We start from the raw sequence: 26928 nt of genomic DNA on the forward strand, positions 1-26928 counted from the left end.
GACCCTCCGCCGAAGGGTATGTTCCGCCGTACGTTGCGAGGATCGGAACCGAACCCGGAGGGGAGCACCATGAGCGACCGGATGCTGAGGATGCTAGTTGCCGTGCAGCGCCGTGCCGACGACCGGGGCCAGACCGCGGTCGAGTATCTGGGGATCATCGCGGTGGTGGTCGCCATCGTGCTGGCCGTCACGGGTACCAGCATCGGCCAGACGATCCTCACCAAGATCACTGCGCAAATCAACAAGATCGTGTGATGCGTCTCCGCCGTTACGGCGACTCAGGGCAGGCCTTCCCCATCTACATCACCGTAGTGGGAGGCCTGCTCTTTCTCGCGTTCGCCTATCTCGCGGTCGGCCAGGCCGCGGTGAACCGGAACGGTGCCCAGACGGCCGCCGACGCGGCGGCACTCGCCGCGGCGATGAACACGCGTGACGAGCTCACGGACCAGTGGGTGCGGGACGTACTCGATCCGACCAAGTGGCAGGACGTCTTCGACGGCAAGGTGACGGTCGCGGACTCCTGCTGGCGGGCGGCCCAGCTGGCCTCCCAGAACGACGCGACGGCCCAGTGCACGCCGAAACCGCCGCTGGGCTACACGGTCGACGCCGAGACGAACAAGACCGTCGGCGACTCCGTCGTCCCCGGCACCGAGAACCTGAAGTCGACGGCACACGCCACGGCCGTGATAGAGCCGCTCTGCACGTTCACGCTCTCCGGTGGGGGCGGTGTGCTGCCCGAACTCACCTGCAAGGACCGCAACTGGGACCTGGACCCGACCGATCTCACGCATCTCCCGGGCCCCGAGGACCTCTTCGACGTCCACCTGGCCGATTGACAAGCGAATCGACGAGTGAAGAAGGAAGCGGGAACGATGAGCATTCGGTTCACTGCGAAGGCTCGCAGAGGGGCGGTCGCGCTGATGGTCGCGACGGGCCTGGCGGTGGGAGTGGCCGGCTGCGGCGGCGGAGGCGACGACAAGGGGGACAAGCCCCAGTCGCCGGCCTCCGCCTCCAAGGACAGCGGATCGAACCCGAGCGCTCAAGAAGGCCAGTCCCAGGCGCCGTTGGCGGAGCTGAGGGGAACAGACGGGCTGCTCCTTCAGGTCATCTCCGCTCAGCGGGACTCAGGTGGTTTCGTCACCGTCAACGGCAACCTCAAGAACGACGGCGCCAATTCGGTCGTCATCCCCGCTCAGGTGAGCGGTGACGAAACGGAGATCGTCAAGCACGGCTTCTCCCTCGGCGGGGCCACCTTGGTGGACTCCAAAGGCAAGAAGCGCTACTACGTACTGCGCGATACGGACGGCCGACCGCTCACCAGCATCGGAATCTCCAACGTAGACGCCGGCCAGACCATCCCCGTCTTCATGCAGTTCCCCGCCCCGCCCACCGACACCACCGAAGTCACCCTCCAACTCCCCACCTTCTCCAGCGGCACGATCCAGATCTCCGGGTGAGGCCGAAGTGAACACACCACGCCTCCCCCTGACCCTGGGCGCCGCCACGCTCCTCCTCGTCACCAATCTCTGCGGCGCGACGGCCGTCAGGGCCGACGACAGTGACCCGAGCGTCCCCCCGGGCACCGAGCCCTCCGCCACCGCGCCCGTGAAGATCGACCCGACCGATCCCGATCTGAAGCTCCCCGAGGGGGCCACCCTCGCCGATCCCAAGGTGCTGGACATCAAGTCGGTCGTGGAGGACCAGAGCGGGGACGAGCGCAGGGAGGACACCAACGCGGACGTGACGTTCGCCCTCCAGGCCGAGGTGCTGTTCAGCAAGGACAGCGCCAAGCTGAGCGCGGCGGCGAAGGCGCGGATCGACACGATCGCGGACGAGATCAGGAAGCAGAACGCGACCCAGGTCCGCGTCTTCGGCTTCACCGACAACCTGGGCTCCTCGGCCCACGGAGACGTCCTCTCCCGCCAGCGCGCCAACGCCGTACAGGGCGTCCTCGACCAGGACCTCAACGACCCGAACGTCACCTTCGACGTCCGCGGCTACGGCGAGCAGTACCCGATCGCGGACAACTCGACGGAGGAGGGAAGGAAGAAGAACCGCCGGGTGGAGGTCACGTTCCCACGGACGAGTTGACGGCAGCCGGGGGACCGGCGGCCGTGTGCACGGCGTATACCTGCGCCATGGCCGACATCGTGATCCGCGTGCCCGCCGAAGTCCGCGACCGGCTCGCCGCCGTGGCGGAGGCCTGTGCGGGTCTCGGGGTCGCGGGCATGGAGCTGAACCGCTGACGGAGGACCGAGGCGGTGGTCACAGCTCCTGGAACGCGTCCAGCGAGATGTCGACGTCGATGTCGAACGGGTCACCGACCTTGAGCTGCTCCCGGTGGGTGCCGGTCAGGGCGTAGGCCTTGGTCACGGGGTCGAGTTCGTAGACCCGTACGACCGGGTGTTTGCCCTCGCCCGTCATCTCGACCAGCCAGAAGTGCGGGATGCCCGCGGCGGCGTACTTGTGCGGCTTGGTGTCGCGGTCGCGGGCCTCCGAGTCCGGCGAGACGACCTCGACGGCGAGCACGACGTCCGCAGCCTCGAACCGGGTCTGCTCCAGCCCGGTGACGGCTTCGGCGTGGACCACGGAGAGGTCGGGTTCGGAGCCGTTGCGGCGGTCGAGCACGACGGTCATCTCACGTTCCACCCGTAGGTTCTGCGGCACGGTGCGGCGCAGGCCGTTGAGCAGCAATTCGATCATCTTGGCGTGAAAGCGTCGCTGCGGACTCACGAAAACCAGGCTCCCGTCGATCAGCTCGGTGTGCGGCGGGAGGTCGGGCAACGTGAACAGGTCGTCCACGGTGTATCCGTCCCGGGGCGGCACCGGCCAGCGGCGGCCGGGCGCGGCGTTCGGCTCGGCTAGGGGCTCGGCGGTCATGATTCCTCCCATGGGCGGGATTCTCGGCCTGCCTGTCCACCGTAACCGGCGAAAACGACGCTCGTCATCACAATGGGTGACCGGCGGGGCGCAAAGGCGAATCCGACCGCGTCCCTCGGCCGGGCCGACGCCGTCCTCTCGTGACGTCGATCGGGGGCAGTGAGGCAGCCGGTGAACCGAAGCGGCCCCGAACCGTCCGGCGCGGGTCACGGCCGGCCGTCCGCCGCCGCCACCGTCACCCGAGTGCCCACTCCCACACCCCACTCGGCCATGGCCCCCGCCTCCGCCTCCAGTACGTGCCGGGAGCGCAGGCGGGGGCGGCCGAGGCGGCCCGGTGGCATCGTCCGCACGGCGATGACGGTCAGACGCCGGTCCAGATAGGCGACGTCGATCGGCATCCGCATCCGGAACGTGTGGATCCCGTTCGCGGGGGAGAGCAGGATCGCGCCCTCAAGACCATCCCGCCCCAACAGCCCTTTGGTACGGGCGCGGTAGGACGTGGCGATCTCCAGCGGAACGGCCGTCACTCCGCCCCCAACCGCCCGCACGACCAACGTCCCCCGTCCGTCCCGCCAACGTGCCATCCCGGCGTCACCTCCGCAGCGACCGTACCCGTTGACAGGCCACCCCCCCCGTACGGCGGCGCGCAATTCGGTTGTGAGGGCCCCGGCCCCGCGGTAGGACGTTCCCCATGACCGCACTCGGCGCCGTATTCCGCCCCCAACTGCCCCCCGAGCGACTCCGTGCCGTGGCCCGGCTCGCGGACGAGGTCGGGCTGGAAGAGCTGTGGCTCTGGGAGGACTGTTTCCTGGAGGGTGGGATCTCCACCGCCGCCGCTGCCCTCGCCTGGTCGGAACGGGTGCGGGTCGGCGTCGGGCTGTTGCCCGTGCCGTTGCGGAACGTCGCCGTCACCGCCATGGAGGCGGCCGCGCTGCACCGGATGTTCCCGGGGCGCGCGATCCTCGGCGTCGGGCACGGTGTGCAGGACTGGATGGGCCAGGTCGGCGCCCGCGCCGAGTCCCCGCTGACCCTGCTGCGGGAGCACCTCGACGCCCTGCGGGCGCTGTTGCGCGGGGAGCGGCTCACCGTCGACGGGCGGTACGTCCGGCTCGACGATGTCGCGCTCGACTGGCCGCCCGCCGGGCCCGTCGAGGTCCTCGCCGGTGGCTCAGGCCCCCGTACTCTCCGCCTCACCGGTGAAGCCGCCGACGGGACCATCCTCACCGCCGCCACGCCACCCGACGGCGTCCGCCGGGCGCGGCGGCTCATCGAGGAGGGGCGGGCGGCCGCCGGGCGGGGCGGGGACGAGCCGCACAAGGTCGTCGTCTATCTCCTCACCGCCACCGGGGCCGACGCGGCCGCCCGGCTCCGGGCCGAACTCGTCGCCGAGGGGCTGGAGTCCGTCCCCGATCTCGGTGTCGCCGGAGACGCGGGCGCCGTCGCCAAGGCCGTGCAACGGCTCACGGAGGCCGGCGCCGACACCGTCATCCTCCAGCCGACGGGGGACGAACCCGACATCGAGGGCTTCGTACGGTTCACCGCGGAGGAGGTCCGGCCGCTAGTGCCCTGAGCCGCCCGGCGGTCGGGACCGAGCAGGGCACGGTCAGCCCGTACCCGTACCCGTACCCGTGGTCCGCCGGTGATCGCCCGTCGTCCCGTCGATCAGCTCCCGCAGGATGTCGATGTGCCCGGCGTGCCGGGCCGTCTCCTCGATCATGTGCACCAGCACCCAGCGCAGGGAGACCGGGTGGTCCCGCCAGTCCGGCCGGCCCAGCGTGTCCAGTGGCCGCCCGCTGATCACCGCGTCGGACGCGGCGCGCGCACGGCCGTAGAAGTCGATGATCTGCCGGGTCGTCTCGCCCGGGCCGACCGACAGGTCCTCGTCCGTGAACGGGTCGAACCACAGGGGCTCGACCTCGCCGCCGAAGCTCGACACGAACCAGCCGTACTCCACCGACCCCAGATGCTTCACCAGCCCCAGCAGGTTCGTCCCCGACGGAGTCATCGGGCGGCGCAGCTGTTCGTCGTCGAGGCCCTCCAGCTTCCACAGCACCGCGTCCCGGTGCCGGTCCAGGCTTGCGTGCAGGATGTCCTTCTCGCCTGCGGTGTACGTGCCATCGGTCGTCATGGTGGGTGAAATTAGCAGCGGGCACTGACAATCCGTTGGGATCATGCGGTCCATGGCAGAGCAGACGCACCGCATTTTCGAGGACCTCGTCGCCGAGGGCACCGGCGTGCCGACCGAGGGCTGGGACTTCTCCTGGTTCGAGGGCCGGGCCACCGAGGCGCGGCCCTCCTGGGGCTATGCCCGCGCCGCCGGCGGTCGGCTGGCCCGTGCCACCGCCGCCCTCGACATCCAGACCGGCGGCGGCGAGGTCCTAGGCTTCGCCCTCGGCGCCGCGGCCCCGGACCGGCCGCGGCTGCTCGCCGCCACCGAGGGCTGGCCGCCGAACGTCGGCAAGGCGAGCGCCCTGCTGAGTGAGCGCGGTGTCGTGGTCGTCGCCTCGCCCGAGGACGCGCCGCTGCCGTTCGCCGACGAGACCTTCGACCTGGTCCTCAGCCGGCACCCGGTGCGCGCCCACTGGTCCGAGATCGCGCGGGTGCTGCGTCCGGGCGGCAGCTACTTCGCCCAGCACGTCGGCCCCGCCAGCGTCTTCGAGCTGGTGGAGTTCTTCCTCGGGCCGCAGCCGGAGGCGGTCCGCGGCGTGCGCCATCCCGCCCGGGAGCGCGCCGGGGCGGAGGCGGCCGGGTTGGAGATCGTCGGCCTGCGGGCCGAACGGCTGCGGATGGAGTTCTACGACATCGCCGCCGTCGTGCACTTCCTGCGGAAGGTCGTCTGGATGGTCCCCGGTTTCAAGGTCGAGGAGTACGAGCCCCAACTGCGCGCCCTGCACCGGCGGATCGAGGTGGAGGGCCCCTTCGTCGCGCACAGCACCCGGCACCTCTTCGACGCCCGTAAGCCGGAGCGCCGACCGTGATCCACGGACCTTGGAATGCCAGGCGCCGAAGAATGGCCAAGAACTGCCGCTCGAGCGCCCCGGCACCCATCCCGCGCCAGGTGCACCCAAAGGATCATCATGGTGCATGTCGTGACGCTATAGACCCAACAGGGTCAAGTCGTGTACTAGTCCACGGAACTACGCATAAGCGAACATCCAACCCCTCCGTTCGTCTCTGATTTCCACAGCGTTTTCACATCGTTACCTCTTGTGCCCCATTTGGGCTCACCGGTTCCCGTAAGTTCAGACCAAGGGAATTCGCGTGAGCAAAGCTGCGCGGGCGGCGTCGTGCAGTGGAGGGGGCTGCGCGGTGCCGTAATACCCCCCTGGTCCCCGTCAAGCGGCTGTTCGCGGGTGGAGTAGCCCATCGGGGGGAGGGGCGAACAACTCGCCGAGGTATCCCCAAGACGGCTCAAACCCTCTTGATCTCCCTGAATGGGATCGATTTTCCTGGGATTCCGCTGCGAATCGGCCATGCGAGGCCCCTGAATCCAGCGTTTCAGGCCCCCCGCGGCGTCGCCGGGCGACTCCGGAGAGTAGTTGTGGCACGCCGATGCGCGCAGCATCACTTACAAAGGGTTATGGTGGAGACCCCCCCTCGGGCCGGTCCGTCTCCCCCCCACGGACCGGCCCGTTTTTTGTCCGGCGCGGGGCTGTAACAATCTGCGGCTACCGCCGCGTGGGCGCGACCAGCCCCGACGCGCCAGCGGTCACCCAATCACCCAGTCCCCGCACCGCCCTGGGCGCCCTCCCACCGAACCCTCCTCAAGTCCCGGAGGGGTAGGCTTCGGCCCGCGGAACCCCGCAGCGAAACATGAGGGGCGGACTCAAGTGAACCTGCGTGACAAGCTGCGCGGCCTGCTCGTCAGGCTCTACGCACGCCGGGTGGAAGGTCACCTGGACCACGCTCAGGTGCCCAAGCACATCGGCGTCATCATGGACGGCAACCGCCGCTGGGCGAAGGCCGCCGGCTCCAGCACCGTGCACGGCCACCGGGCCGGCGCCGAGAAGATCGAGGAGTTCCTCGGCTGGTGCTCCGAGACCGACGTCAAGGTCGTCACCCTCTGGCTGCTGTCCACGGACAACTTCGACCGCGCCAAGGAGGAGCTGGTCCCTCTCCTCGGCATCATCGAGGACGTCGTCCGCACCCTCGCCGCCGACGGCCGCTGGCGCGTCCACCACGTCGGCACCCCCGACCTCCTCCCCTCCCCGATGCAGAACGCGCTCAAGGAGGCCGAGGAGTCCACCGCGCACGTCGACGGAATACTGGTGAACGTCGCCATCGGCTACGGCGGCCGCCAGGAGATCGCCGACGCCGTCCGCTCGATGATCCTGGACGCCCACGACAAGGGCGTCGCGATGGACGACCTCGCCGACGCCGTCGACGTCGACATGATCGGACGGCACCTCTACACCGGTGCCCAGCCCGACCCGGACCTGGTGATCCGCACCAGCGGCGAGCAGAGGCTGTCCGGTTTCATGCTCTGGCAGACCGCGCACTCCGAGTACTACTTCTGCGAGGTCTTCTGGCCCGCGTTCCGCAAGGTCGACTTCCTGCGCGCCCTGCGGGACTACGCCGCCCGGCACCGCCGCTACGGCGGGTGACGTGATCGTGACGGCGATCGGAAACTCAGCACACGACCCCCGTCACCGCCGCCACGCTGGATGACCCTCTCGCTACGGTGGATGACCCCACCGCACCCATGAGGCGTAAATCACCCATTTCGGGGCGCCGGTAACACGGTGTTCACCTGCGCGTCGTTGCGGACCGTGGCATGGCGGCGCATGTTCGAGGGCATAAGGCAAGCAGGTCGATGCCCGAACCACGGGCATCGGATCTCAGCGGGCGGCTCGGGGTCGCTCGCCCGGGAGGCCCTTTGCACCAGCCCGACCGTGCGGTCACGGCACGGAAGAAGCAGCGGGGGGCCGGTTTTCGGCCCGTGCAGGGTGGCCGTCGACCGGTCCAGCTCTTCCTCGTCGCTCCCCGACCTCATCCGAGGGGGTACGTCCTTCCGTGGTGACCAGCACAACGCGCCGCAAGTCCGACCGGCGCACCTACGTTCTCGACACCAGCGTCCTGCTGGCCGACCCGAACGCCATGGCCCGCTTCGACGAGCACGAGGTCGTGCTCCCGATCGTCGTGGTCACGGAACTGGAGGCCAAACGGCACCATCCCGAACTCGGTTACTTCGCCCGGCAGGCCCTGCGTCTGCTCGACGACTACCGGGTCCGGCACGGCCGTCTGGACGCCCCCATCCCGATCGGGGACCTGGGCGGCACGATCCGTGTCGAGCTCAATCACTCGGACCCCAGCGTGCTGCCCTCCGGCTACCGCCTGGGGGACAACGACTCCCGCATCCTCGCGGTGGCTCGCAACCTGCAGGCCGAGGGGTACGACGTCACCGTCGTCTCGAAGGACCTGCCGCTCAGGATCAAGGCCTCGTCGGTCGGCCTCCTCGCCGAGGAGTACCGCGCCGAACTCGCCATCACGGGCGCCTCCGGCTGGACCGGAATGTCCGAACTGACCCTGTCCGGCGAACAGGTGGACATCCTCTTCGAGGAAGGCCATGTGTATGTGCCGGAGGCCTCCGACCTCCCCGTGCACACTGGCCTGACCATCCAGTCCGAGCGCGGCAAGGCACTCGGCCGGGTGACGGCGGAGGGCAACGTCCGTGTGGTACGCGGCGATCGGGAGGCGTTCGGCATCAAGGGCCGCAGCGCCGAGCAGCGCATCGCGCTCGATCTGCTGCTCGACCCGGACGTCGGGATCGTGTCGATGGGCGGCCGGGCCGGCACCGGCAAGTCGGCGCTGGCGCTGTGCGCGGGCCTGGAGGCGGTTCTCGAGCGCCGTCAGCACAAGAAGGTGATGGTCTTCCGGCCGCTCTACGCGGTCGGCGGGCAGGAACTGGGCTATCTGCCCGGCTCCGAGTCCGAGAAGATGAGCCCCTGGGCGCAGGCGGTCTTCGACACCCTCTCGGCGGTCACCAGCCGTGAGGTCATCGAGGAGGTCACCGCCCGCGGGATGCTGGAGGTGCTGCCGCTGACCCACATCCGCGGCCGCTCCCTGCACGACGCGTTCGTGATCGTCGACGAGGCCCAGTCACTGGAACGGAACGTCCTGCTGACCGTTCTGTCCCGGATCGGCGCGAATTCAAGGGTGGTTCTGACCCATGACGTGGCGCAGCGGGACAATCTCCGGGTCGGCCGTTACGACGGTGTGGTCGCCGTGGTGGAGAAGCTGAAGGGTCACCCGCTTTTCGCGCATGTCACCCTCACCCGGTCGGAGAGGTCCCAGATTGCCGCGCTTGTGACCGAAATGCTGGAGGACGGACACATCTGATCCATCTGGCCCCTGTGTCCAACTTGGGCTGTTAATCCACCCGTTGGCGCCGTCCGGCAAAGGCCCTGAGCCTAGCCGGGCGGCGCCTTCGCGTGTGCGGCTTTCCTGAAATCCCCTGGGGGAAACGGGATGTGAGCTTTCACACGCAACTCGGAATTGCCACCCGGCGTCGGGTTACGGCAGAGTCTCAGTCCTGTCAGGCCCCGCATACGACACACCTGTACCCCCAGCGGTACGGAACCACAGAAGCATCACGGCTAATTCCATAGCGACGTCGTATGCCGCCCGAGCACCAAGCGGCGCTCCCCTCAGGGGAGTCGCCCATCGGGCCCGTGCCTCCCGTGACCCCGCAGTTGGGAGGCCAGCGTTCAGGGGCACGATTGCGTCCGCCAGGGTCACCGAAGCGGGCGATGCTGGAAGGAAACCGTGTGAGCCGGATTTCGGTCCGGGGATTCGCAGTGGCCTCGGCCACCGCGGTCACCGCCGTCGGAAGCGTTGTCGGTGTTGCCTCGGGCAGCGTCGCACAGCCGAACGACGCTGAGGCGACGGCAGCCGACACCACGCTCCTCGCGGACATCCCCGCGGGTCAGCAGGCGACGGTGCAGACCGCGTCCCTGACGCAGCAGGCCGACGCCGTGGCCATCCAGGCCGACGCGAGCGCCAAGAAGGACGCCGAGCAGGCAGCCCGGGTGGCGGCCGCCAAGACCGCGGAGGCCAAGAAGGCCGCGGCCGAGCAGGCGGCGAAGGAGGCCAAGCAGCGCGCCGAGGAGAAGGCGGCGGCCAGCCGTTCCTCCTCCACCAGCTTCCCGGTCCAGAGCTCGTACAGCGTGTCGCAGATCCAGGCGATGGCGCAGCAGATGGTGGCGAGCGGCCAGTTCCAGTGCTTCAGCAACATCGTGAGCCACGAGTCCGGCTGGAACTACCAGGCGGTCAACGCCTCCTCCGGCGCCTACGGCCTCTTCCAGGCCCTGCCGGGCTCCAAGATGTCGTCCGTCGGCTCCGACTGGCAGACCAACCCGGCCACCCAGATCAAGTGGGGCCTCAACTACATGAACTCCCGCTACGGCAGCCCGTGCCAAGCGTGGTCGTTCTGGCAGGCGAACTCCTGGTACTAGGGCCGACCCGGCTCCTCTCAACCCTCGACAGCCCCTCCCCGTCCTAGGGGGAGGGGCTGTCGCCCTGTACGGTCGGAACGAACGACTCCAGGGGGGAGTGGTGAGGAGCACCCGGAGACGCGGGGGAAGAGAGCGGATCATGTCGCGAGTGCCGGAGTGGCTCGGCAGGCTCGGTGCCAAACTGAGCGAGATGGGCGAGCGGTTGGACGAGCGCCGGGCCGAGGTGGAGCGGGACCACCGCGACCCCGAGGCGCCCGCGCAGGCCCCCGCTCCCGCACTGGCGGCCCCCGCTGCCGCCCCCACGCCTGCCCGCAAGCCCGCACCGCGTCCCGACCCCGTGACGGCCATTCCGTGGGGCGTACGGGTCGCCGCCGAGGCCGGCTGGCGACTGCTGGTGCTGGCCGGCACGGTCTGGATCCTGATGCGGGTCATCAGCGCCGTACAACTCGTCGTGTTCGCGTTCGTCATAGCGCTGCTGATCACCGCCCTGCTCCAGCCCACGGTCGCCCGGCTGTGCCGCTACGGCATGCCACGCGGGCCGGCCACCGCGCTCACCGCGATCTCCGGCTTCGTGGTGATCGGCCTGATGGGCTGGTTCGTGACCTGGCAGGTCATGGAGAACATCGACACCCTCTCCACGCAGATCCAGAGTGGCATCGACGATCTGCGCAACTGGCTGCTGAAGAGCCCCTTCCACGTCACCGACAAGCAGATCAACCAGATCGCCAAGAACCTCCGCGAGGCGATCGGCGCCAACACCGACCAGATCACCTCGTTCGGCCTGGAGGGCGTCCAGGTGGTCGTGGAGGCCCTGACCGGCATCCTGCTGGTCTTCTTCTCGACGCTCTTCCTGCTCTACGACGGTGCGCGCATCTGGCAGTGGTTCCTGAAGCTCGTGCCCTCCGCCGCCCGCGAGGGCGTGGCCGGCGCCGGCCCGCGCGCCTGGCGCACGCTCACCGCCTACGTCCGCGGCACGGTCCTGGTCGCCCTCATCGACGCCATCTTCATCGGCCTGGGCATCTACTTCCTGGACGTCCCCATGGCCGTCCCGCTCGCCGTCTTCATCTTCCTGTTCTCCTTCATCCCGCTGGTCGGCGCGGTGGCCTCGGGCGCCCTGGCGGTGGTGGTCGCGCTCGTCACCCAGGGCGTCTTCACGGCCGTCATGACCCTGGTCGTCGTCCTCGCGGTCCAGCAGATCGAGGGCCACATCCTGCAGCCGTTCATCCTCGGCCGCGCGGTCCGCGTCCACCCGCTCGCGGTGGTTCTCACGGTCGCGGCCGGCGGCATGGTCGCGGGCATCGGCGGCGCGGTGGTGGCCGTACCGCTGGTCGCGGTGACGAACACGGTGGTCAGCTATCTGCACCAGTACTCGCACGAGCGGTACGCGGACGAAGAGCCGCCCGAACCAGCCGGTACGGCGCCCGAGGACGAGGCCGTTCAGGCCGAAGCGGGGGCCGGGGGCGCGATTCCCTCAGACGCCGAAGACCCCGCCCACACGACGTGAGCGGGGTCCACGGAGCGACGGCGCCTACTCGAACTCGGTAAGCACGGCTTCCGCGTCCAGCGTCACGCCCACCGCCTGAACCACCGAGGCGATCTTGAACGCCTCCTGGATCACCTCGCGGTCGACGCCGGCCTTGCGCAGCACCTGCTCGTGCGAGTCCAGGCACATCCCGCAGCCGTTGATCGCGGACACCGCGAACGACCACAGCTCGAAGTCGACCTTGTCGACACCGGGGTTGCCGATGACGTTCATCCGCAGACCGGCGCGCAGGGTGCCGTACTCGTGGTCGGAGAGCAGATGGCGGGTGCGGTAGAAGACGTTGTTCATCGCCATCACCGCGGCGGCGGACTTCGCCGCCCGGTATGCCTCCGGCGACAGGTTCGCCTTCGCCTCGGGCGCCAGCTCGCGCAGCACGATCGGGGAGCGGGAGGCGATGGCGGTCGCCAGGACCGTGCCCCACAGCTGCTGCGCCGGCAGCTCGGAGTTGCCGATGACCGAACCCAGGTTCAGCTTCAGGTCCTTGGCGTAGTCCGGGACCGCGGACTTGAGGGCGTCGAGCGACATCTCACTCACCGGCCAGCAGCGCGACCGGGTCCAGCGTCTCGTCGCCCTTGGTCCAGTTGCACGGGCAGAGCTCGTCCGTCTGGAGCGCGTCGAGGACCCGCAGGACCTCCTTGGGGTTACGGCCCACCGAGCCGGCGGTCACCATGGAGAACTGGATCTCGTTGTTCTGGTCGACGATGAACACGGCGCGCTTGGCGAAGCCGTCCTCGCCCTCGATGCCCAGGTCGCGCATCAGCTCGTGCTTCGAGTCGGCCATCATCGGGAACGGCAGCTCGCGCAGGTCGTCGTGGTCCTTGCGCCAGGCGTGGTGGACGAACTCGGAGTCACCGGAGAAGCCGAGGATCTGCGCGTCACGGTCGGCGAACTCCTCGTTCAGCTTGCCGAACGCGGCGATCTCGGTCGGGCACACGAAGGTGAAGTCCTTGGGCCACGCGAAGACCACCTTCCAACCCTGGTAGGTCTTGTGAGTGATCGTCTCGAACTCCTTGCCCTTCTCCAGCGAGACGCAGGCGGTCAGTTCGAACTCGGGGAACTTGTCACCGACAGTGAGCACATGCTCTCCTTGCAGCGCGGAAACACCCCGGATCGCGGGGTCGCCTCCGATGGGTTGGACGCCGTCGATCGTGGCACAGGGTGCATTGATTCCTGAAATAGCTACACTCGGTCGGGTTGATCGGAGGTGGCTATCAGTGGCTGTGGGTAACCCCATGGGGAACATGGGAAACGGTGTCGGCGCGGCAGGCAAGCGGCGTCAACCCAGTCTCGCCCAGCTGCGCGCCTTCTCCGCCGTCGCCGAGCACCTCCACTTCCGGGATGCCGCCGCCGCGATAGGGATGAGCCAGCCCGCGCTGTCCGGAGCCGTCTCGGCACTGGAGGAGACGCTCGGTGTCACGCTCCTGGAGCGCACCACCCGCAAGGTGCTGCTCTCGCCCGCCGGTGAGCGGCTGGCGGTACGTGTCAAGGCCGTACTGGAGGAGGTGCGGTCGCTGCTGGCGGAGGCCGAGGCGGTGCGGGCGCCGTTCACCGGCGCGCTGCGGCTCGGTGTCATCCCGACCGTCGCGCCGTATCTGCTGCCCACCGTGCTGCGGCTGGTCCACGGCCGCTACCCGGACCTCGACCTCCAGGTCCACGAGGAGCAGACCGGCAGCCTGCTGGACGGACTGGCCGCCGGCCGCCTCGACCTGCTGCTGCTCGCGGTCCCCCTGGGCATCCAGGGTGTCGTCGAACTCCCGCTGTACGACGAGGACTTCGTGCTGGTCACCCCGCTCGGCCATCCCCTGGGCGGCCGTACGGGCATTCCGCGCGAGGCGCTGAAGGAGCTGAACCTGCTGCTTCTGGACGAGGGGCACTGTCTGCGCGACCAGGCGCTTGACATCTGCCGTGAGGCGGGCCGCGCGGATGCCCCGGTGACCACCACGGCCGCCGGCCTCGCGACCCTCGTCCAGCTGGTCGCCGGCGGGCTCGGCTGCACCCTGCTGCCGCACACCGCCGTCAGGGTCGAGACGAGCCGCAGCGACCGGCTGCTCACCGGGGCCTTCGCCGAGCCCGCGCCGAGCCGGCGGATCGCCCTCGCGATGCGTGCCGGGGCAGCGCGCGGCGCCGAGTACCGGGAGCTGGCGGACGCGTTGCGCGAGGCGCTGCGGCCGCTGCCGGTCCGGGTACTCGGCGCCGGTTCCTGACCTGTTATTCGGTACGCAGCCCGTCCGGGCGCATCAGGCGCAGCAGCGGGGGCAGGCTGAGGAGCGTCACCGCGAGGACGACCGCCGCGCCGAAGCCGGTCATCGCCAGCACGCCCGGCCAGTCCACGCGCACCGTGTCGCCGACCATCTTCAGCAGCACCGTGCCCAGCGTCAGCCCCACCGCGCCGGCCAGCAGCAGACCGAGCCCGACCGGGATCGCCGTCTGCCACAGCACCGACAGGCTCACCGTGCGCCGCCGGGTGCCGAAGGCGACCAGCGCCGACAGCAGTTTCCTGCGCTCGCGCAGCTGCTCCAGCTGGCCGACCAGCAGGCTCGCGCCGATCAGCGCCAGCACGGCGGCGGCGCCGACGAACAGCCCGTTGCGGATCGAGTCGAACTGGCCGCTCAGCTCGGTCGAGGTCAGCGTTTCCGCGTGCATCAGCGGGTCGATCCGGACCGCCGTGTTGATCACGTACTCCCTGGCGTCGCGCACCCCGGAGTCGATGGACAGATAGACCACGCCCCGCACCGCCGTGCTGGCGCCGTCCGGCAGCGCGCCCGGGGTGAGCAGGAAACCGCCGCGCGCGTAGCCGGTGGGGTCCTGGCGGGTCTGTGCCTGCTTCAGCCCCGCCGGTACCGTCCAGCGGCTCACGGGGCCGTCGTCGCCGGTGTAGGAGGGGTTGAGGTAGAGCGTCCGGCCGTGCTTCTCCCCGGCCGCCAGCAGCTTCGCCGTCTCGGAGTCGGCATCGGAGCCCTTCAGCACGAAGGCGTCGCCGTCGTGGCAGGACGGCAGGGTCGCGACCTCCCGCAGCGAGGCGCAACTGCCCACGCTCACCTGGGCGGTCCGGGTCGGCTCCTTCTTCAGGTCACCGGCCTCGCCGTCGGCGATCGAGACCACCTTCAGCACACCCTTGGTACCGCTCATGGCCTGGGCGACCCTGGGCACCGGGACGCCGTTGGGAACCTGCACCGACATCTGGGCGCGAGTGAGGTCGTTGGTGGTCCGCTTGGTGTAGTCCGCCTCGACACCGGCGAAGACCATCTGGAGCGCGATCGCGCCGGCCACCGCCACCGCGATGCCGTTGACCATGCGGGCCGCCGTACCGCTGCTCAACTGGAGTCGCCGCACGGCCAGTTGCCAGGACACCGCGCCCCGGCCGAGCCGTGCGACGACCGACTCGACGACCCACGGCAGCAGGGCCGTGATGCCGACCAGCAGGAGCAGGACACCGCCGGTGACCAGGTACTGGTTGAAGTCGCCGCCGCCACGGCCCTGCCCGATCATCGGGTAGAGCGCCGCAAGACCGGCCACCGGGAGCAGCAGCCGCCACCACAGCCGGCGCCGCCTGGGCTTCGCCGTACGCACCACGCCGAGCGGCTCGATGACCACCCCGCGCAGCGCGAACAGCGTCACCAGCACGGCCGCCGCCGGGACGGTGACGGCCACCAGCGCGGCCAGCGCGGGGGAGGGGTTGAGATAGCTCGGGAACACACTGGTGCCGAACACCTCTGCGTTGCCTACGAGCTGACGGCCGACCAGGAAGAAGCCGACGCCGAAGACAAGGCCGAGCAGCGCGCCCGCCATCGCCTCGCCTGCCGCGATCCGCCGTACCATCCGGCCGTCGGAGCCGACGAGCCGCAGCGCGGCCAGCCGCCGGTCGCGGCGCTCGCCGCCGAAGCGGACGGCGGCCGCGACGAACACGGCGACCGGCATCAGCAGCACCACGAACACCATGAGGACGAGCAGGGTGAGGACCGGGTCGGTGCTTGCGTCCGGCGACCTGGGGCTGCCGAAGTGGTCGAGCCGGGCCACGTTCGGCGGGTCGATATGGCCGGCGAGGTCGTCGGAGCCCGCGTAGTAGGCGAGTTCCTGTGAGCCGATCAGCCCGCGCTCCGCGATGGTGGCGGTGATCCGGTACGGCAGCCGGGTGCGCAGCAGCGCACCGTCGGGGGAGTCGAGCAGCCGCTTCAGCGCGGGCGAGACGGCCATCTCGCCGGGCGCCGGGTACTTGGTGAGCCCGGGCGGCACCGGCGCCTTCGCGCCCTCCGGCTGGACCAGCCGGCCGCGGATGTCGTGTCCGCGGTAGGGGGTCTCGATGTCAGCGATGACGAACGTCTTCTCGCCCGCTTTCACGGGGTGGTAGATGTACGTGAAGTCCGCCCGTGCCACATCGCGCTGGTGGCGCACGGCCAGCGCGTTCGGCAGAGCTGTGGTGAGCAGCAGCAGCGCCACCCCCAGGCCCACGCCGACCGCCGTCAGCGCGGCCCGGAACCAGCCCTCGCGTCCGCCCCCGAAGGCGAACCGGACCCCCATGGCCAGATCCCTGGACCTCCCCCACGCTCGGCTTCGCTCGCGCGGGCGGTGCCCCCTCTGGACGTTCATACCACCCGCTCCATGTCCCGGGACTTGCCGTCGCGTACGACGATCTCGCGGTCCGAGTAGGCGGCCACTCTCGCCTCGTGCGTGACGAGCACGACGGCCGCGTTGGTGGAGCGGGCCGCGTCGGTCAGCAGTTCCATCACGCGCTCGCCGTTGAGGGAGTCGAGCGCGCCGGTCGGCTCGTCCGCGAACAGCACCCGGGGGCTGGTCACCAGCGCCCGCGCCACCGCGACCCGCTGCCCCTGGCCGCCGGAGACCTCACCGGGCCGCTTGCGGCACAGGTCGTCGACCTCCAGCTTCTCCATCCAGCCCAGCGCGGCCTTCTCGGCCTCCTTGCGCGAGGTGCCGTTGAGCCGCAGCGGCAGTGCGACGTTCTCCACACAGGTCAGCTCCGGCACCAGCTGCCCGAACTGGAAGACGAACCCGAACTCGCTGCGGCGCAGGGCGCTGCGCTCGGTGTCGCTCATGGTGGCCATCTCGCGCCCCGCGTAGACGATCGAGCCCGAGTCGGGCGGCACGATCCCGGCGAGACAGTGCAGCAGGGTCGACTTGCCGGAGCCCGACGGGCCCATCACGGCGACGACCTCGCCCGGGTGTATGGAGAACTCGGCCCCGTCGAGCGCGAGCGTGGGGCCGTAGGCCTTGCGCAGCCCCTCGGCCGCGAGCAGCGAACCAGCGGGAGCGGTCACTTGGTCACCTCCGTGCGGAGCTTGTCGAGGCGGGCGGCGGTCAGTTCCAGCCAGCGCAGATCGGCCTCCAGATGGAAGAGCGCGTGATCGCAGACGAGCTGGTCCGCGAGATCGCCCTTCCGCTTCCGGTCGGTCAGGATCCGCATGCTGCGCAGATGCTCGGAGCGCTGGCTGTCGAGGATGTCGCCGGCGTTCCGGTGTGTCAGCAGGGCGAGCACGACCTTGGTGTACAGGGTCGACTGGAGGTACTCCTCCGGCTTCTCCGGAGTCGCCAGCCACTTCTCGACGTCGGTGATGCCGGCGTCGGTGATGGCGTACCGCTTGCGCTCGGGGCCGCCGCCGGCCTCGATGCCGTCGACTTCCACGAGCCCGTTCTTCAGCAGGCGGGACATCGTCGAGTAGACCTGGCCGTAGTGCAGCGGCCGGTCGTGACCGAACTTCTCGTCGAAGGCCCGCTTCAGGTCGTAACCGTGGCGCGGGCCGGACTCCAGGAGCCCCAGGAGGGTGTGACCGATGGACATGACAGCACTCTACACACGGTGTATACGCCGCATGTATACGCACGGTGTGTAGATCATGGCGGGACGTGTGAACCCGCAGCTGGGAGCCGATTGTCACGGTTGTGCGACAGCGCGGTGTCACAGCGCGCGGACCTGTCTCGTCACTGCTGCGGGAGCCTGTTTCTCATTCCGGGAAGGTGATGGCCGTGCGGGTGTTCGTGGCAGGTGGCAGCGGGGTTCTGGGACGACGGCTGGTGCCGCGGCTGGTGGCGCGGGGGCATCGGGTGACGGCCACCACGACCAGCGCGGCCAGGCTGGAGCTGCTGAAGGAACTGGGGGCCGAGGGCGTGGTGATGGACGCCCTCGACGCGCTGTCGGTCGGGGCGGCCGTGGCCGAGGCCCGCCCCGACGTGATCGTGCATCAACTGACCGCGATCTCCATGGCGCACGCCGGCAAGCCCGACATCAGGCATCCGGACCGCTGGTTCGCCCTCACCAACCGGCTGCGCACCGAGGGCACGGACCATCTGCTGGCCGCCGCCGAGGCGACCGGCGTCCCCCATGTCGTCGCACAGAGCCACGCCAGCTGGAACGGCATCCGCGAGGGCGGCTGGGTGAAGACGGAGGAGGACCCGCTGGACCTGATGGCCGGGACGGCCGCGCACCAGGGGATGCTGGCGCTGCGCCACCTGGAGAAGGCAGTCCTCGACGCGGGCGGCGCGGCCCTGCGGTACGGCGCCTTCTACGGCCCCGGCGCCATCGACGACCAGGTGACCCTGGTCCGCAAGCGCCAGTACCCCTTGGTCGGCCGCGCTACCGGCTACAGCAGCTGGATCCACCTCGACGACGCGGCGAGCGCCACCGTGCTCGCCGTGGAGCAGAGGGCGAGGGGCGTGTTCAACATCGTCGACGACGAACCGGCGCCGGCCGCCGAGTGGCTGCCGTACCTCGCCGAGTGCGCCGGGGCGAGGCGGCCGCTGCGGGCGCCGGTCTGGCTGGCCCGTCTGCTGGCCGGCGAACAGGCGGTGGTGATCATGACCCAGGGTCGCGGCTTCTCCAACGCCAAGGCCAAACGGGAGCTGGGCTGGGAGTTGCGGTACCCGTCCTGGCGGCAGGGCTTCAAGGCGGAGCTGGCATGAGCCCGGCCGAGGAGTTCGAGGAGCTGCGCCCGCTGCTGTTCGCGATCTCGTACCGGATCCTGGGCAGCGTGAGCGAGGCGGAGGACGCGGTCCAGGACACCTGGCTGCGCTGGACGGCCGCCTCGACCCGGCCCGCCTCGACCCGGGCCTATCTCTCGGCCGTGGTCACCCGGGTCTCGATCGACGTCCTGCGCTCGGCGCGGGTACGACGTGAGGAGTACGTCGGGGCGTGGTTCCCCGAGCCGCTGCTGACCGACCCCTACGAGGACCCGGAGCGCTCCGCCCAGCTGGCCGACTCGGTGTCCATGGCGGCCCTGCTCCTCCTGGAACGCCTGACCCCGCTGGAGCGGGCGGTCTTCGTCCTGCGCGAGGTGTTCGGTTTCACCTTCTCCGAGGTCGCCTCGGCGGTGGACCGCACGGAGGCGGCCTGCCGCCAACTCGCCGTCCGCGCCCGCCGGCACATGGAGGCCGGGCGTCCCCGCTTCGCGGCCGACCGCAGGGAACGCGAGGAACTCGCCGGGCGCTTCTTCGACGCGTTCCGGGAGGGAGACGTGGACGCGCTGCGGGCGCTGCTGGCGGCCGACGTCCGGATGACCGGCGACGCGGGCGGCAAGGCACCGCAGTGGAGCGAGGCGGGCCTGGTGGGCGTGGCGAAGGTGACCGAGGTGATCGGCGTGCTGGCCGGCAGGCTGCAGGGGGCCGGCGTCGTACTGACGCCGCACGAGGTGAACGGCCAGCCGGGCGCGATCCTCTACGACCGTGAGGGCAGGGTCCTGAGCACCATGGCCCTGGACATCCTCGACGGCCACATCCAGACGATCCGCTCCGTACTCAACCCCGACAAGCTGAGCCATGTGGGGCCGGTGGCGGATGCGTGGGCACTGTCGAGAAAGACCGGCGAGCCATCCGACTGAGACCGAGTACGGATGCGCTGCCTGCTTCTCCCGGGCCGCTCCGTGGGCCCCGTTCTTCCCGACCCGGAAGCCGGGCCGTGCCCCCACCAGCCCCTCCGGCGTTCGAGGGCGGGGCCGTTCAGGGCGATGGGGGTCTGGGGGCGGAGCCTCCGGGGGGTCGGCCGCGGCGCGGTAGGGGGCCCGTCTCGCCGGGGAGCCGGCCGGCTTCCGCGAGGGCGCGCCGCAGCAGGAACTCGATCTGTGCGTTGGCCGACCGCAACTCGTCCCCGGCCCAACGCGCCAGCGCCTCGTACACCGCCGGGTCCAGCCGCAGCAGCACCTGCTTTCGCTGCTGCGGCCGACGCCGGGGCGCCTCTTCGGGCGAGTCCGTCACTGGTAGAGCGTCCCGGTGTTGAGCACCGGCTGCGGTGCCCGGTCCCCGCACAGCACCACCATCAGGTTGGACACCATCGCCGCCTTGCGCTCCTCGTCCAGTTCCACGATGCCCTGCTCGGCGATCCGCGTGAGCGCCGCCTCGACCATGCCCACCGCTCCGTCGACGATCTGCCGCCGCGCTGCCACCACCGCACCGGCCTGCTGCCGCTGGAGCATCGCCGAGGCGATCTCGGGAGCGTACGCGAGATGAGTGAACCGCGACTCAACGACCCGCACTCCGGCCGCCTCCACCCGTGCCTGGAGCTCGACGGCCAGCTTCTCGGTGATCTCCTCGGCGTTGCCGCGCAGCGAGAGCCCGTCCTCGTCGTGGGCGTCGTAGGGGTACTCGATGGCGATGTGCCGTACGGCGGTCTCGGTCTGTGTCGCGACGAACTCCGTGTAGTCGTCGACCTCGAAGACGGCCTGGGCGGTGTCCTGGACCTTCCAGACGATGACGGCGGCGAGTTCGATCGGGTTGCCGTAGGCGTCGTTGACCTTGAGGACGGCGGTCTCGTGGTTGCGGACCCGTGTGGAGATCTTCGTCCGTGAGGTGAAGGGGTTGACCCAGCGCAGCCCGTCCTGCCGGATCGTGCCCCGGTACCGCCCGAAGAGCTGGACGACCCGCGCCTCGCCCGGCGCCACCGTGTTCAGGCCGCGCATCGCGATGACGGCGGCGAGGAAGACGAGGACACCCCCGACGGCGAAGCCGGGGTTCACGGAGGCGGCCACGAACAGCGCGACGGCGGCCAGGAGTCCCACCAGGCCCAGCAGCAGGGCGAGCCCGCCGCCGATGCTGTGCGCCGTGAACTCCCGCACGCGCGGGGCCGGCATCTCGGGTACGTCGGGTGCGTCGGCGGGCGCCGAGGAGTCGTGAACGGACATGGTTCCCCCTTGAATGGCAGGCTGATAACTAGCTTCTATCCAAGTGATATCACTTTACTCCACCGAGGCAACCCTCCACCTGCCCCACTCGTCGGTTCCGTTGGGACGAGGTGCTGATTCTCACGTCCGTAAAAGGGCGGATCGTGCGTCCTTTGTCATAGAGAGCGGTGTTAGTTTTCTGGACTGACCTGAGCCACGTACCTGTGTGACACCCGTACACACGTGTGACAGCCGAGACGAAGCGGAGCAGACGGACTCATGGGACGAGCGGAAGAGAGAAGAGCGCGACAGCGCGGAGGCCACCGCGCCGCGCCCCCTGCCCGCTCATCCGCTCCGGCGGCGCCCCCCGGCCCGTCCGGTCCGTCCGGCCCGTCGGAGGCGGAGCCCACGGTCATAGGCGGCCGGGCCGCGGCCCGCCGCGCGGCCAAGGGCAAGTCGGACCGCGGCAAGGGGAAGGGCAAGGACGGGCGCAGCCTCATACGCCGGATGTTCACCTGGAAGAAGATGCTCGGCGCCTTCTTCACCGTCTGCCTGCTGGGCATCGGCGGCTTCGTCGCGCTGTACATGATGGTGAGCGTCCCCGAGGGCAACGCGGCCGCGCAGACCCAGAGCAACGTCTACAAGTACAGCGACGGCACGGTCCTGGCCCGCAAGGGCACCGTCAACCGCGAGATCGTCGACCTCTCCAAGGTCCCGAAGGCCGTCCAGCACACCTTCGTTGCGGCGGAGAACAAGACCTTCTACAGCGACGCCGGCATCGACCTGAGGGGCATGACCCGCGGCCTCTACAACACGGTGATGGGCCGCGGCACCCAGGGCGGTTCGACGATCACCCAGCAGTACGTCAAGAACTACTACCTCAGCCAGGACCAGACCGTCACGCGCAAGCTGAAGGAACTGGTCATCTCGCTGAAGGTGGACCGCGAGAGGTCCAAGGACGACATCCTCGCGGGCTACATCAACACCAGCTACTACGGCCGGGGCGCCTACGGCATTCAGGCTGCCGCCCAGGCCTACTACCGCGTCGACGCCCAGGACCTCACCGTCGAACAGGGCGCCTATCTGGCCGCGCTGCTGCAGGCGCCGAGCCAGTACGACTGGGCGGTGGCAGGTCCCGTCGGCAAGAAGCTGGTGCAGGAACGCTGGAACTACGTCCTGAACAACATGGTCGGCCAGGGCTGGCTGGACAAGTCCAAGCGTGACGCCATGAAGTTCCCGGTGCCCAAGGGGCCGAAGGGCGCCCCCGGTCTTGAGGGCCAGAAGGGCTATCTGGTCGAACTGGCCAACTCCCAGCTGGAGAAGCAGCTGATGAAGTCGCAGGGCATCTCCCAGTCCGAGGCGGAGGCCCAGGTCGTCGACCAGGGCTGGACGATCACCCTGAACATCGACCGCAAGAAGCAGGCGAAGCTGGAGGCGGCCGTCAAGAGCCAGCTCACCAGCAAGCTGAACGGCAAGAAGCGCACGGTCGACAAGAACGTCCAGGCAGGCGCGGTCTCGGTCGACCCCAAGACCGGTAAGATCGTCGCCCTCTACGGTGGCGTGAGCTACTACCAGCACTACACGGACAACGCCACCCGCGCCGACTACCAGCCGGCGTCCACCTTCAAGCCGATCATCCTCGCCGCCGCGCTGGACCAGAACGCCAAGACGCAGAACGGCAAGCCGATCAACGCCAACACGATCTACGACGGCACCAGCGGCCGTCCGGTCAAGGGCAGCGACATCGCGTTCGCGCCGCCGAACGAGGACGACGCCGACTACGGCAACATCACCGTGCAGACGGCGATGAACAAGTCCGTCAACTCGGTGTTCGCGCAGATGGGCGTCGACGTCGGTATGAAGAACGTCCTGAGGGCCGCCGACGACCTCGGCCTGGACACCACAGGCCTGCCGGCGGTGCCCGCGCAGACCCTCGGCACCATGGGCGCGAGCCCGCTGGAGATGGCCGGGGTGTACGCCACCCTCGACAACCACGGCCAGAAGGTCACCCCGACCGTCCTCGCGTCGGCGGAGAAGACCGGCCGCAAGGTCGACCTGCCGGACCCGATCGGCGAGCAGGTGATCAATTCCAGCGCCGCCGACCAGGTGACCTCGGTCCTGACCGGTGTGGTCGACGACGGTACGGCGAAGGTGTCGGTGGCCCAGAACCCGCTGCGCAAGGGCCAGCAGGTGGCCGGCAAGACGGGTACGTCCGACAACAACAAGTCGGCCTGGTTCACGGGCTACACGCCCGACCTGGTGACATCGGTGGGCCTGTTCGGCGAGGACTACAAGAAGCACAGCCAGGTGTCCCTCACGGGCGCCACGGGCCTGATCCCCGGCACCGGCCGTATCAACGGTGGCGGTTACCCGGCGCAGATCTGGGCGGCGTACACCTTCGGGGTCACGAAGAAGGCCAAGTTCGAGCTGAACACCGATCTGGGCGCGGCCGTCCAGCCGACGGAGACGCCGAGCTACAGCTCGACTCCCTCGGAAACCCCGTCCGAGACGCCGAGCCAGACCCCGTCGAAGTCCGTGACCCCGTCCCTGACCCCGTCCCAGACACCGAGCCAGAGCCCGACGACATCATCGCCCCCGACGACCTCGGCACCGCCGTCGACACCGTCCACCTCACCGACGGGCGGCATCACGGACAACCCACTGGATCCGGGCAACGGTCAGCAGTGAACGCCCCGAGCTGAAGCGCCCCGCGCCCGGCGGGGCGCGGGGCCGTATCCGAGGTGCGGCTGCCGCCGCGCGGGGCGCGACCGGCCGCAACCGGTCCGCGGTTCCCCGACAACCTCAAGCCCTACGGCGCGCTACCGGTTCAGCTCGAACCAGACGACCTTCCCGGTGCTCAACCGGGTCGCTCCCCACCGTCTGGCCAGTCTGTTGACGAGGTACAGCCCCCGGCCGCCCTCGTCCGTCGCCCGGGCCTGCCGCAGCCGGGGCAGCTGCGGCACGTCGTCGCCGACCTCGCACCGCAGCACATCGGTCCGCAGCAACCGCAACGTCACCGGCCGCGACGCGTACCGCACCGCGTTCGTCACGACCTCGCTGACCAGCAGCTCGACGGAGTCGGTCATCTCCTCAAGGCCCCAACGCGCAAGGGCCCGCCGGGCCAGCCGCCGGGCCCTGCCCGGTGCCGCGTCCTCCGGCTCCAGGAGCCAGAACGCCACATCGCTCGGCGCGATCCCGTCGAACCGGGCCGCGAGCAGCGCGATGTCGTCGTCGCGGTCACCGGGCCCGAGCATGTCGAGCACCTCGTCGCACAGCGCTTCGAGGGGCGGCGGATGGTCGGGTCCCGTCAGCTGCGCGGTCGCGGCGAGCTTCTCCCGCAACTGCTCTATCCCGGTCCACACGTCCCGCAGCCGGGACTCCACCAGACCGTCGGTGTAGAGGAGCAGGGTCGCCCCGGCGGGCGCGTCCAGCTCGACGGCCTCGAAGTCGACCCCGCCGACCCCGATCGGCGCCCCCGACGGCACCCGCAGCACCTCGGCCCGTCCGCCCAGGTGCAGCAGGACCGGCGGCGGATGCCCGGCGTTGGCGATGGTGATGCGGTGCGACACCGGGTCGTAGACCGCGTACAGACACGTCGCCATCCGGTCGGTGCCCAGCCGCTGCGCCTGCTCGTCGAGATGGTGCAGGACCTCCTGCGGCGGCAGGTCCAGCCCCGCCAGCGTCTGCGCGGTGGTCCGCAACTGCCCCATGATCGCGGCCGAGGTCATCGAATGCCCCATGACATCGCCCACGACCAGCGCCACCCGGCTCCCCGGCAGCGGAATCGCGTCGTACCAGTCACCGCCGACCCGCGCGGTCTCGGCGGCCGGCAGATAGCGCGAGGCCAGCCGCACCCCCGTGGCGCTCGGCAGGTGCTCCGGCAGCATGGTCCGCTGCAACTCGTCGGCGATGTAGGCCTCGCGGCCGTACAGCACCGCCTTGTCGATGCCGAGTGCGCTGTGCGTGGCCAGCTGGGCGGCGACCAGCAGGTCGTCCGTCTCGAAGGCGAGCCGCTCCGGACGGCGCAGGAACAGGGCCGCCCCGATCACCCGGCGCCGGCCGCGCAGCGGGGCGAGGATCGCGTGCCGGCCGCCGGGTACGAGGGACTCGTTGCCCTCGCCGAGGAGTTCGGGCAGCGCGGAGCGCGCGGCGGGGGAGTCGGCGAAAACCGGTCGTACGCCCCGCAGTACCTCGTTGAGGGCACCGCCCGGCCGTACCTCGCACAGCTCCGCGGTCAGCGCGGCCAGGCCGAGGTCGGCCGGATCCGGCTCCGGGACGGGCAGCGGCGGGAAGCCGTCGGTGTCCCGCTCCTCCGGGATCCGGTCGGTACGGCGCAGCCGCAGCACCACCGGGCCGACGGGCCGCTCGTCGCCGACCGGCAGCGGGTCGCGCAGATAGACCAGGATCGCGTCCGAGAAGGTCGGTACGGTCGCCCGGCACAGCCCCATCACGATCTCGTCCAGGTCGATGCCCCGGGCGATCCGCCGGGTCGCGGCGCCCACGAAGCGCAGCCGGTCGCCGTCCCGCCGCATCGGCATCGGCCGGCCGGGCGGCAGCCCGCGTCCGGTACGGCGCTCTTGGGCACCGGCCGCCCGCTCCTGCTCGGCGCCGGGCTGCGGCGGGATGCCCTCCGGAGTGGGGCGCGGCCGGTGTGGGTCGGGCTCAGCGCTGGTGGGCTGGGCGTGCTCGGGGCCGTTGACGGAGTGCTCCTTGGACGTGCTGGTACCAGGGCCGGTGGGCGTCTCGCCCGCGCGGGCCTGTGCCGGTAAGGCGGTGGCGCCGAGCGGACGGGGCTGTGCCTGCGGCTGCGGCTGCGGGGAACGCAGGAGCGCCCCGCGGGCCTCCGCGGGGTCGGCGCCCGGCTGTGGGCGCTCGTAGGAGGTGGGGTGCTCCGTCACGCGTGTCGAATCCGTCCGTCCGGGGCTGCGCGCCGGGCGCGCAGGTGGTCCCGCCGAGACTCCGATACCCGGTTTACGTGCCCCAGGAACGGAAATCCGGCGTGGCTGGAGGCTGGTTCCGCGCCAGCGGCGAACGATCTGCGGTCGGCGCCCCGCTCGCCGGTGCTGCCCTCGTACCCCTCGCTCACGTCCTGCCGCCCCTCGGTGACGTTCGGTCAAGCCCGGAGTGCGCTCCGGGCGTTGTGCTCAACACGCCCTTGCGGAGGACGATCCTACGGTTGTGCACCGGGGGCGCATCAAGGGTCTCATGTGGACACGTGCGCGGGCGTACGGTTCCAGTTCTCCGGCAGCGACGGTACCGCCCACGACGGGTCCGGGCGCCAGTGCTGCCAGCCGTCCGAGAAGGGCGGCTCCCAGGCCCGTACGGCGGCCACCGCGGCCAGGCCCGCCGCCCGCACCCGTTCGGCCGTCTCCGCGTCCATCAGGCCGTCCCGCTGGGCCTGGGCGAACTCGTCCTCGTCGAGCCAGTGCCAACTGCGGTCCGGGTGCACGGAGATGTCCAGGAAGTGATCCTCCGAGTCCACTCCGCCGTCCCAACGGGCCAGTGGCTGCTCAAGATTGACGTACCAGTTCTTGAACTGCCAGCCCGGCTCCCAGAACAGCCACACCGACCAGGGCTGACCGGGCCGGGCCAGCTTCAGCACCCCCGTGCCGAACCAGTGGCCGCGCCGCACGGTCCGCGGCTTGGTGTACCGGGACTCCAGCGGCTCCTCGCCGACCGACGTACCGTCGGCGAACACGGGCCTGACGCACTCGGTGCCTGGGGCCAGCCAGACGGCGAGCAGCTCCTCGTCGTCCCGGACGACGGTGACGGGGCGTGCGATGTGGAAGGCGTCCCCGGCGTTCTCCCGGTACCGCCACAGGATCTGGCTCCCAGGAGCCCAGAACCCGGCTCCGTTACCGGTCGCACCGCCCGTTTCCCCGCGCATCACGCGTCTCACCGCTCCACCGTCTGCCATGCACAGATATTAGGTGCCGTAGGCATACGACGC

General features: G+C 70.2%; 26 protein-coding genes. 14 read left to right on the plus strand and 12 right to left on the minus strand.

Going from position 1 to position 26928, the window contains the following annotated elements; translation table 11 throughout:
• The first annotated feature begins 69 nt into the window (after nucleotides 1-69).
• The 4 genes from ABTY98_RS06085 to ABTY98_RS06100 are packed head-to-tail and all read left to right on the plus strand — an operon-like array spanning nucleotide 70 to nucleotide 2091.
• Nucleotides 70-255, plus strand: coding sequence for a hypothetical protein (locus ABTY98_RS06085; RefSeq protein ID WP_352219668.1), 186 nt, complete (start codon nucleotides 70-72; stop codon nucleotides 253-255).
• The gene (locus tag ABTY98_RS06090; protein WP_352219669.1) at nucleotides 255-836 is read left to right on the plus strand and encodes a pilus assembly protein TadG-related protein; all 582 of its coding nucleotides are present in this window, start codon (nucleotides 255-257) and stop codon (nucleotides 834-836) included. The genes ABTY98_RS06085 and ABTY98_RS06090 overlap by 1 nt, the downstream gene beginning before the upstream one ends.
• 36 nt (nucleotides 837-872) lie before the next feature.
• Nucleotides 873-1457 carry a hypothetical protein gene (locus ABTY98_RS06095; RefSeq protein ID WP_352219670.1) on the plus strand — a complete coding sequence of 195 codons (585 nt, stop codon included), beginning with the start codon at nucleotides 873-875 and terminating at the stop codon, nucleotides 1455-1457.
• A 7-nt stretch (nucleotides 1458-1464) separates the two neighbouring features.
• The gene (locus ABTY98_RS06100) at nucleotides 1465-2091 is read left to right on the plus strand and encodes an OmpA family protein (RefSeq protein WP_502994159.1); all 627 of its coding nucleotides are present in this window, start codon (nucleotides 1465-1467) and stop codon (nucleotides 2089-2091) included.
• A gap of 174 nt (nucleotides 2092-2265) precedes the next feature.
• Here ABTY98_RS06100 and ABTY98_RS06105 read toward each other — a convergent pair whose 3' ends face one another.
• Together ABTY98_RS06105 and ABTY98_RS06110 are read right to left on the minus strand one after the other, a co-directional pair.
• Nucleotides 2266-2880 carry a Uma2 family endonuclease gene (locus ABTY98_RS06105; RefSeq protein WP_352219671.1) on the minus strand — a complete coding sequence of 205 codons (615 nt, stop codon included), beginning with the start codon at nucleotides 2878-2880 and terminating at the stop codon, nucleotides 2266-2268.
• Between the two features lie 206 nt (nucleotides 2881-3086).
• Entirely contained in the window at nucleotides 3087-3464 is a 378-nt protein-coding gene (locus ABTY98_RS06110; RefSeq protein ID WP_352219672.1) for a DUF192 domain-containing protein, read from the minus strand.
• Between the two features lie 107 nt (nucleotides 3465-3571).
• On the opposite strand from ABTY98_RS06110, the gene ABTY98_RS06115 reads away from it, so the two are divergent.
• Entirely contained in the window at nucleotides 3572-4450 is an 879-nt protein-coding gene (locus tag ABTY98_RS06115; RefSeq protein WP_352219673.1) for an LLM class flavin-dependent oxidoreductase, read from the plus strand.
• Between the two features lie 33 nt (nucleotides 4451-4483).
• Here the strand turns inward: ABTY98_RS06115 and ABTY98_RS06120 are convergent, their stop codons facing one another.
• Nucleotides 4484-5008 (minus strand): DinB family protein, encoded by a 525-nt coding sequence (locus ABTY98_RS06120; RefSeq protein WP_352219674.1) that lies wholly within the window; start codon nucleotides 5006-5008, stop codon nucleotides 4484-4486.
• Between the two features lie 52 nt (nucleotides 5009-5060).
• Here ABTY98_RS06120 and ABTY98_RS06125 point away from each other — a divergent pair, with 52 nt between their 5' ends.
• From ABTY98_RS06125 to ABTY98_RS06145, 5 genes are all read left to right on the plus strand, one after another.
• Complete coding sequence (locus ABTY98_RS06125) at nucleotides 5061-5858, plus strand: class I SAM-dependent methyltransferase (RefSeq protein ID WP_352219675.1); 798 nt, start codon at nucleotides 5061-5063, stop codon at nucleotides 5856-5858.
• Nucleotides 5859-6710: 852 nt separating this feature from the next.
• Nucleotides 6711-7484 carry an isoprenyl transferase gene (locus ABTY98_RS06130; RefSeq protein WP_352219676.1) on the plus strand — a complete coding sequence of 258 codons (774 nt, stop codon included), beginning with the start codon at nucleotides 6711-6713 and terminating at the stop codon, nucleotides 7482-7484.
• A 409-nt stretch (nucleotides 7485-7893) separates the two neighbouring features.
• Entirely contained in the window at nucleotides 7894-9219 is a 1326-nt protein-coding gene (phoH2, locus tag ABTY98_RS06135) for an RNA 5'-3' helicase PhoH2 (protein WP_352219677.1), read from the plus strand.
• A 428-nt stretch (nucleotides 9220-9647) separates the two neighbouring features.
• Complete coding sequence (locus tag ABTY98_RS06140; RefSeq protein ID WP_352219678.1) at nucleotides 9648-10334, plus strand: aggregation-promoting factor C-terminal-like domain-containing protein; 687 nt, start codon at nucleotides 9648-9650, stop codon at nucleotides 10332-10334.
• A 139-nt stretch (nucleotides 10335-10473) separates the two neighbouring features.
• Nucleotides 10474-11838 (plus strand): AI-2E family transporter, encoded by a 1365-nt coding sequence (locus ABTY98_RS06145; protein ID WP_352219679.1) that lies wholly within the window; start codon nucleotides 10474-10476, stop codon nucleotides 11836-11838.
• 24 nt (nucleotides 11839-11862) lie between these two features.
• Here ABTY98_RS06145 and ABTY98_RS06150 read toward each other — a convergent pair whose 3' ends face one another.
• Both ABTY98_RS06150 and ABTY98_RS06155 read right to left on the minus strand, forming a co-directional pair.
• Nucleotides 11863-12402 (minus strand): alkyl hydroperoxide reductase, encoded by a 540-nt coding sequence (locus tag ABTY98_RS06150; protein ID WP_352219680.1) that lies wholly within the window; start codon nucleotides 12400-12402, stop codon nucleotides 11863-11865.
• A 1-nt stretch (nucleotide 12403) separates the two neighbouring features.
• Nucleotides 12404-12955, minus strand: a complete 552-nt coding sequence (locus tag ABTY98_RS06155) for a peroxiredoxin (RefSeq protein ID WP_352219681.1) — start codon at nucleotides 12953-12955, stop codon at nucleotides 12404-12406.
• A 163-nt stretch (nucleotides 12956-13118) separates the two neighbouring features.
• Between ABTY98_RS06155 and ABTY98_RS06160 the strand changes: the two genes are divergently transcribed.
• Nucleotides 13119-14081: a LysR substrate-binding domain-containing protein gene (locus ABTY98_RS06160; RefSeq protein ID WP_352219682.1), complete on the plus strand. Its 963-nt coding sequence runs from the start codon at nucleotides 13119-13121 to the stop codon at nucleotides 14079-14081.
• A 4-nt stretch (nucleotides 14082-14085) separates the two neighbouring features.
• Here the strand turns inward: ABTY98_RS06160 and ABTY98_RS06165 are convergent, their stop codons facing one another.
• The 3 genes from ABTY98_RS06165 to ABTY98_RS06175 form a co-directional block, all read right to left on the minus strand.
• On the minus strand, nucleotides 14086-16395 hold the full coding sequence (locus ABTY98_RS06165) for an ABC transporter permease (protein ID WP_352219683.1): 2310 nt from the start codon (nucleotides 16393-16395) through the stop codon (nucleotides 14086-14088).
• A gap of 65 nt (nucleotides 16396-16460) precedes the next feature.
• A complete protein-coding gene (locus ABTY98_RS06170) occupies nucleotides 16461-17150 on the minus strand; it encodes an ABC transporter ATP-binding protein (RefSeq protein WP_352219684.1) in 690 nt (229 codons plus the stop codon).
• Nucleotides 17147-17671 carry a PadR family transcriptional regulator gene (locus tag ABTY98_RS06175; RefSeq protein ID WP_352219685.1) on the minus strand — a complete coding sequence of 175 codons (525 nt, stop codon included), beginning with the start codon at nucleotides 17669-17671 and terminating at the stop codon, nucleotides 17147-17149. The genes ABTY98_RS06170 and ABTY98_RS06175 overlap by 4 nt, the downstream gene beginning before the upstream one ends.
• Nucleotides 17672-17850: 179 nt before the next feature.
• Between ABTY98_RS06175 and ABTY98_RS06180 the strand changes: the two genes are divergently transcribed.
• Complete coding sequence (locus ABTY98_RS06180) at nucleotides 17851-18789, plus strand: NAD-dependent epimerase/dehydratase family protein (protein ID WP_352219686.1); 939 nt, start codon at nucleotides 17851-17853, stop codon at nucleotides 18787-18789.
• Nucleotides 18786-19703, plus strand: coding sequence for an RNA polymerase sigma-70 factor (locus ABTY98_RS06185; protein ID WP_352219687.1), 918 nt, complete (start codon nucleotides 18786-18788; stop codon nucleotides 19701-19703). Before ABTY98_RS06180 ends, ABTY98_RS06185 begins: the two co-directional genes overlap by 4 nt.
• A gap of 118 nt (nucleotides 19704-19821) precedes the next feature.
• On the opposite strand, the gene ABTY98_RS06190 is transcribed toward ABTY98_RS06185, so the two are convergent.
• Together ABTY98_RS06190 and ABTY98_RS06195 are read right to left on the minus strand one after the other, a co-directional pair.
• Complete coding sequence (locus ABTY98_RS06190) at nucleotides 19822-20076, minus strand: type II toxin-antitoxin system antitoxin (RefSeq protein ID WP_352219688.1); 255 nt, start codon at nucleotides 20074-20076, stop codon at nucleotides 19822-19824.
• Complete coding sequence (locus ABTY98_RS06195) at nucleotides 20073-20999, minus strand: SPFH domain-containing protein (RefSeq protein ID WP_352219689.1); 927 nt, start codon at nucleotides 20997-20999, stop codon at nucleotides 20073-20075. The genes ABTY98_RS06190 and ABTY98_RS06195 overlap by 4 nt, the downstream gene beginning before the upstream one ends.
• A 258-nt stretch (nucleotides 21000-21257) precedes the next feature.
• Between ABTY98_RS06195 and ABTY98_RS06200 the strand changes: the two genes are divergently transcribed.
• Nucleotides 21258-23666 (plus strand): transglycosylase domain-containing protein, encoded by a 2409-nt coding sequence (locus ABTY98_RS06200; protein WP_352219690.1) that lies wholly within the window; start codon nucleotides 21258-21260, stop codon nucleotides 23664-23666.
• A 131-nt stretch (nucleotides 23667-23797) separates the two neighbouring features.
• Here ABTY98_RS06200 and ABTY98_RS06205 read toward each other — a convergent pair whose 3' ends face one another.
• Together ABTY98_RS06205 and fomD are read right to left on the minus strand one after the other, a co-directional pair.
• Nucleotides 23798-25876 (minus strand): SpoIIE family protein phosphatase, encoded by a 2079-nt coding sequence (locus ABTY98_RS06205; RefSeq protein WP_352219691.1) that lies wholly within the window; start codon nucleotides 25874-25876, stop codon nucleotides 23798-23800.
• Between the two features lie 305 nt (nucleotides 25877-26181).
• The gene (gene fomD, locus ABTY98_RS06210) at nucleotides 26182-26895 is read right to left on the minus strand and encodes a cytidylyl-2-hydroxypropylphosphonate hydrolase (RefSeq protein ID WP_502994160.1); all 714 of its coding nucleotides are present in this window, start codon (nucleotides 26893-26895) and stop codon (nucleotides 26182-26184) included.
• Between the last annotated feature and the right edge of the window lie 33 nt (nucleotides 26896-26928).

This window comes from Streptomyces sp. NPDC096040, assembly GCF_040303265.1.
GTDB lineage: Bacteria > Actinomycetota > Actinomycetes > Streptomycetales > Streptomycetaceae > Streptomyces.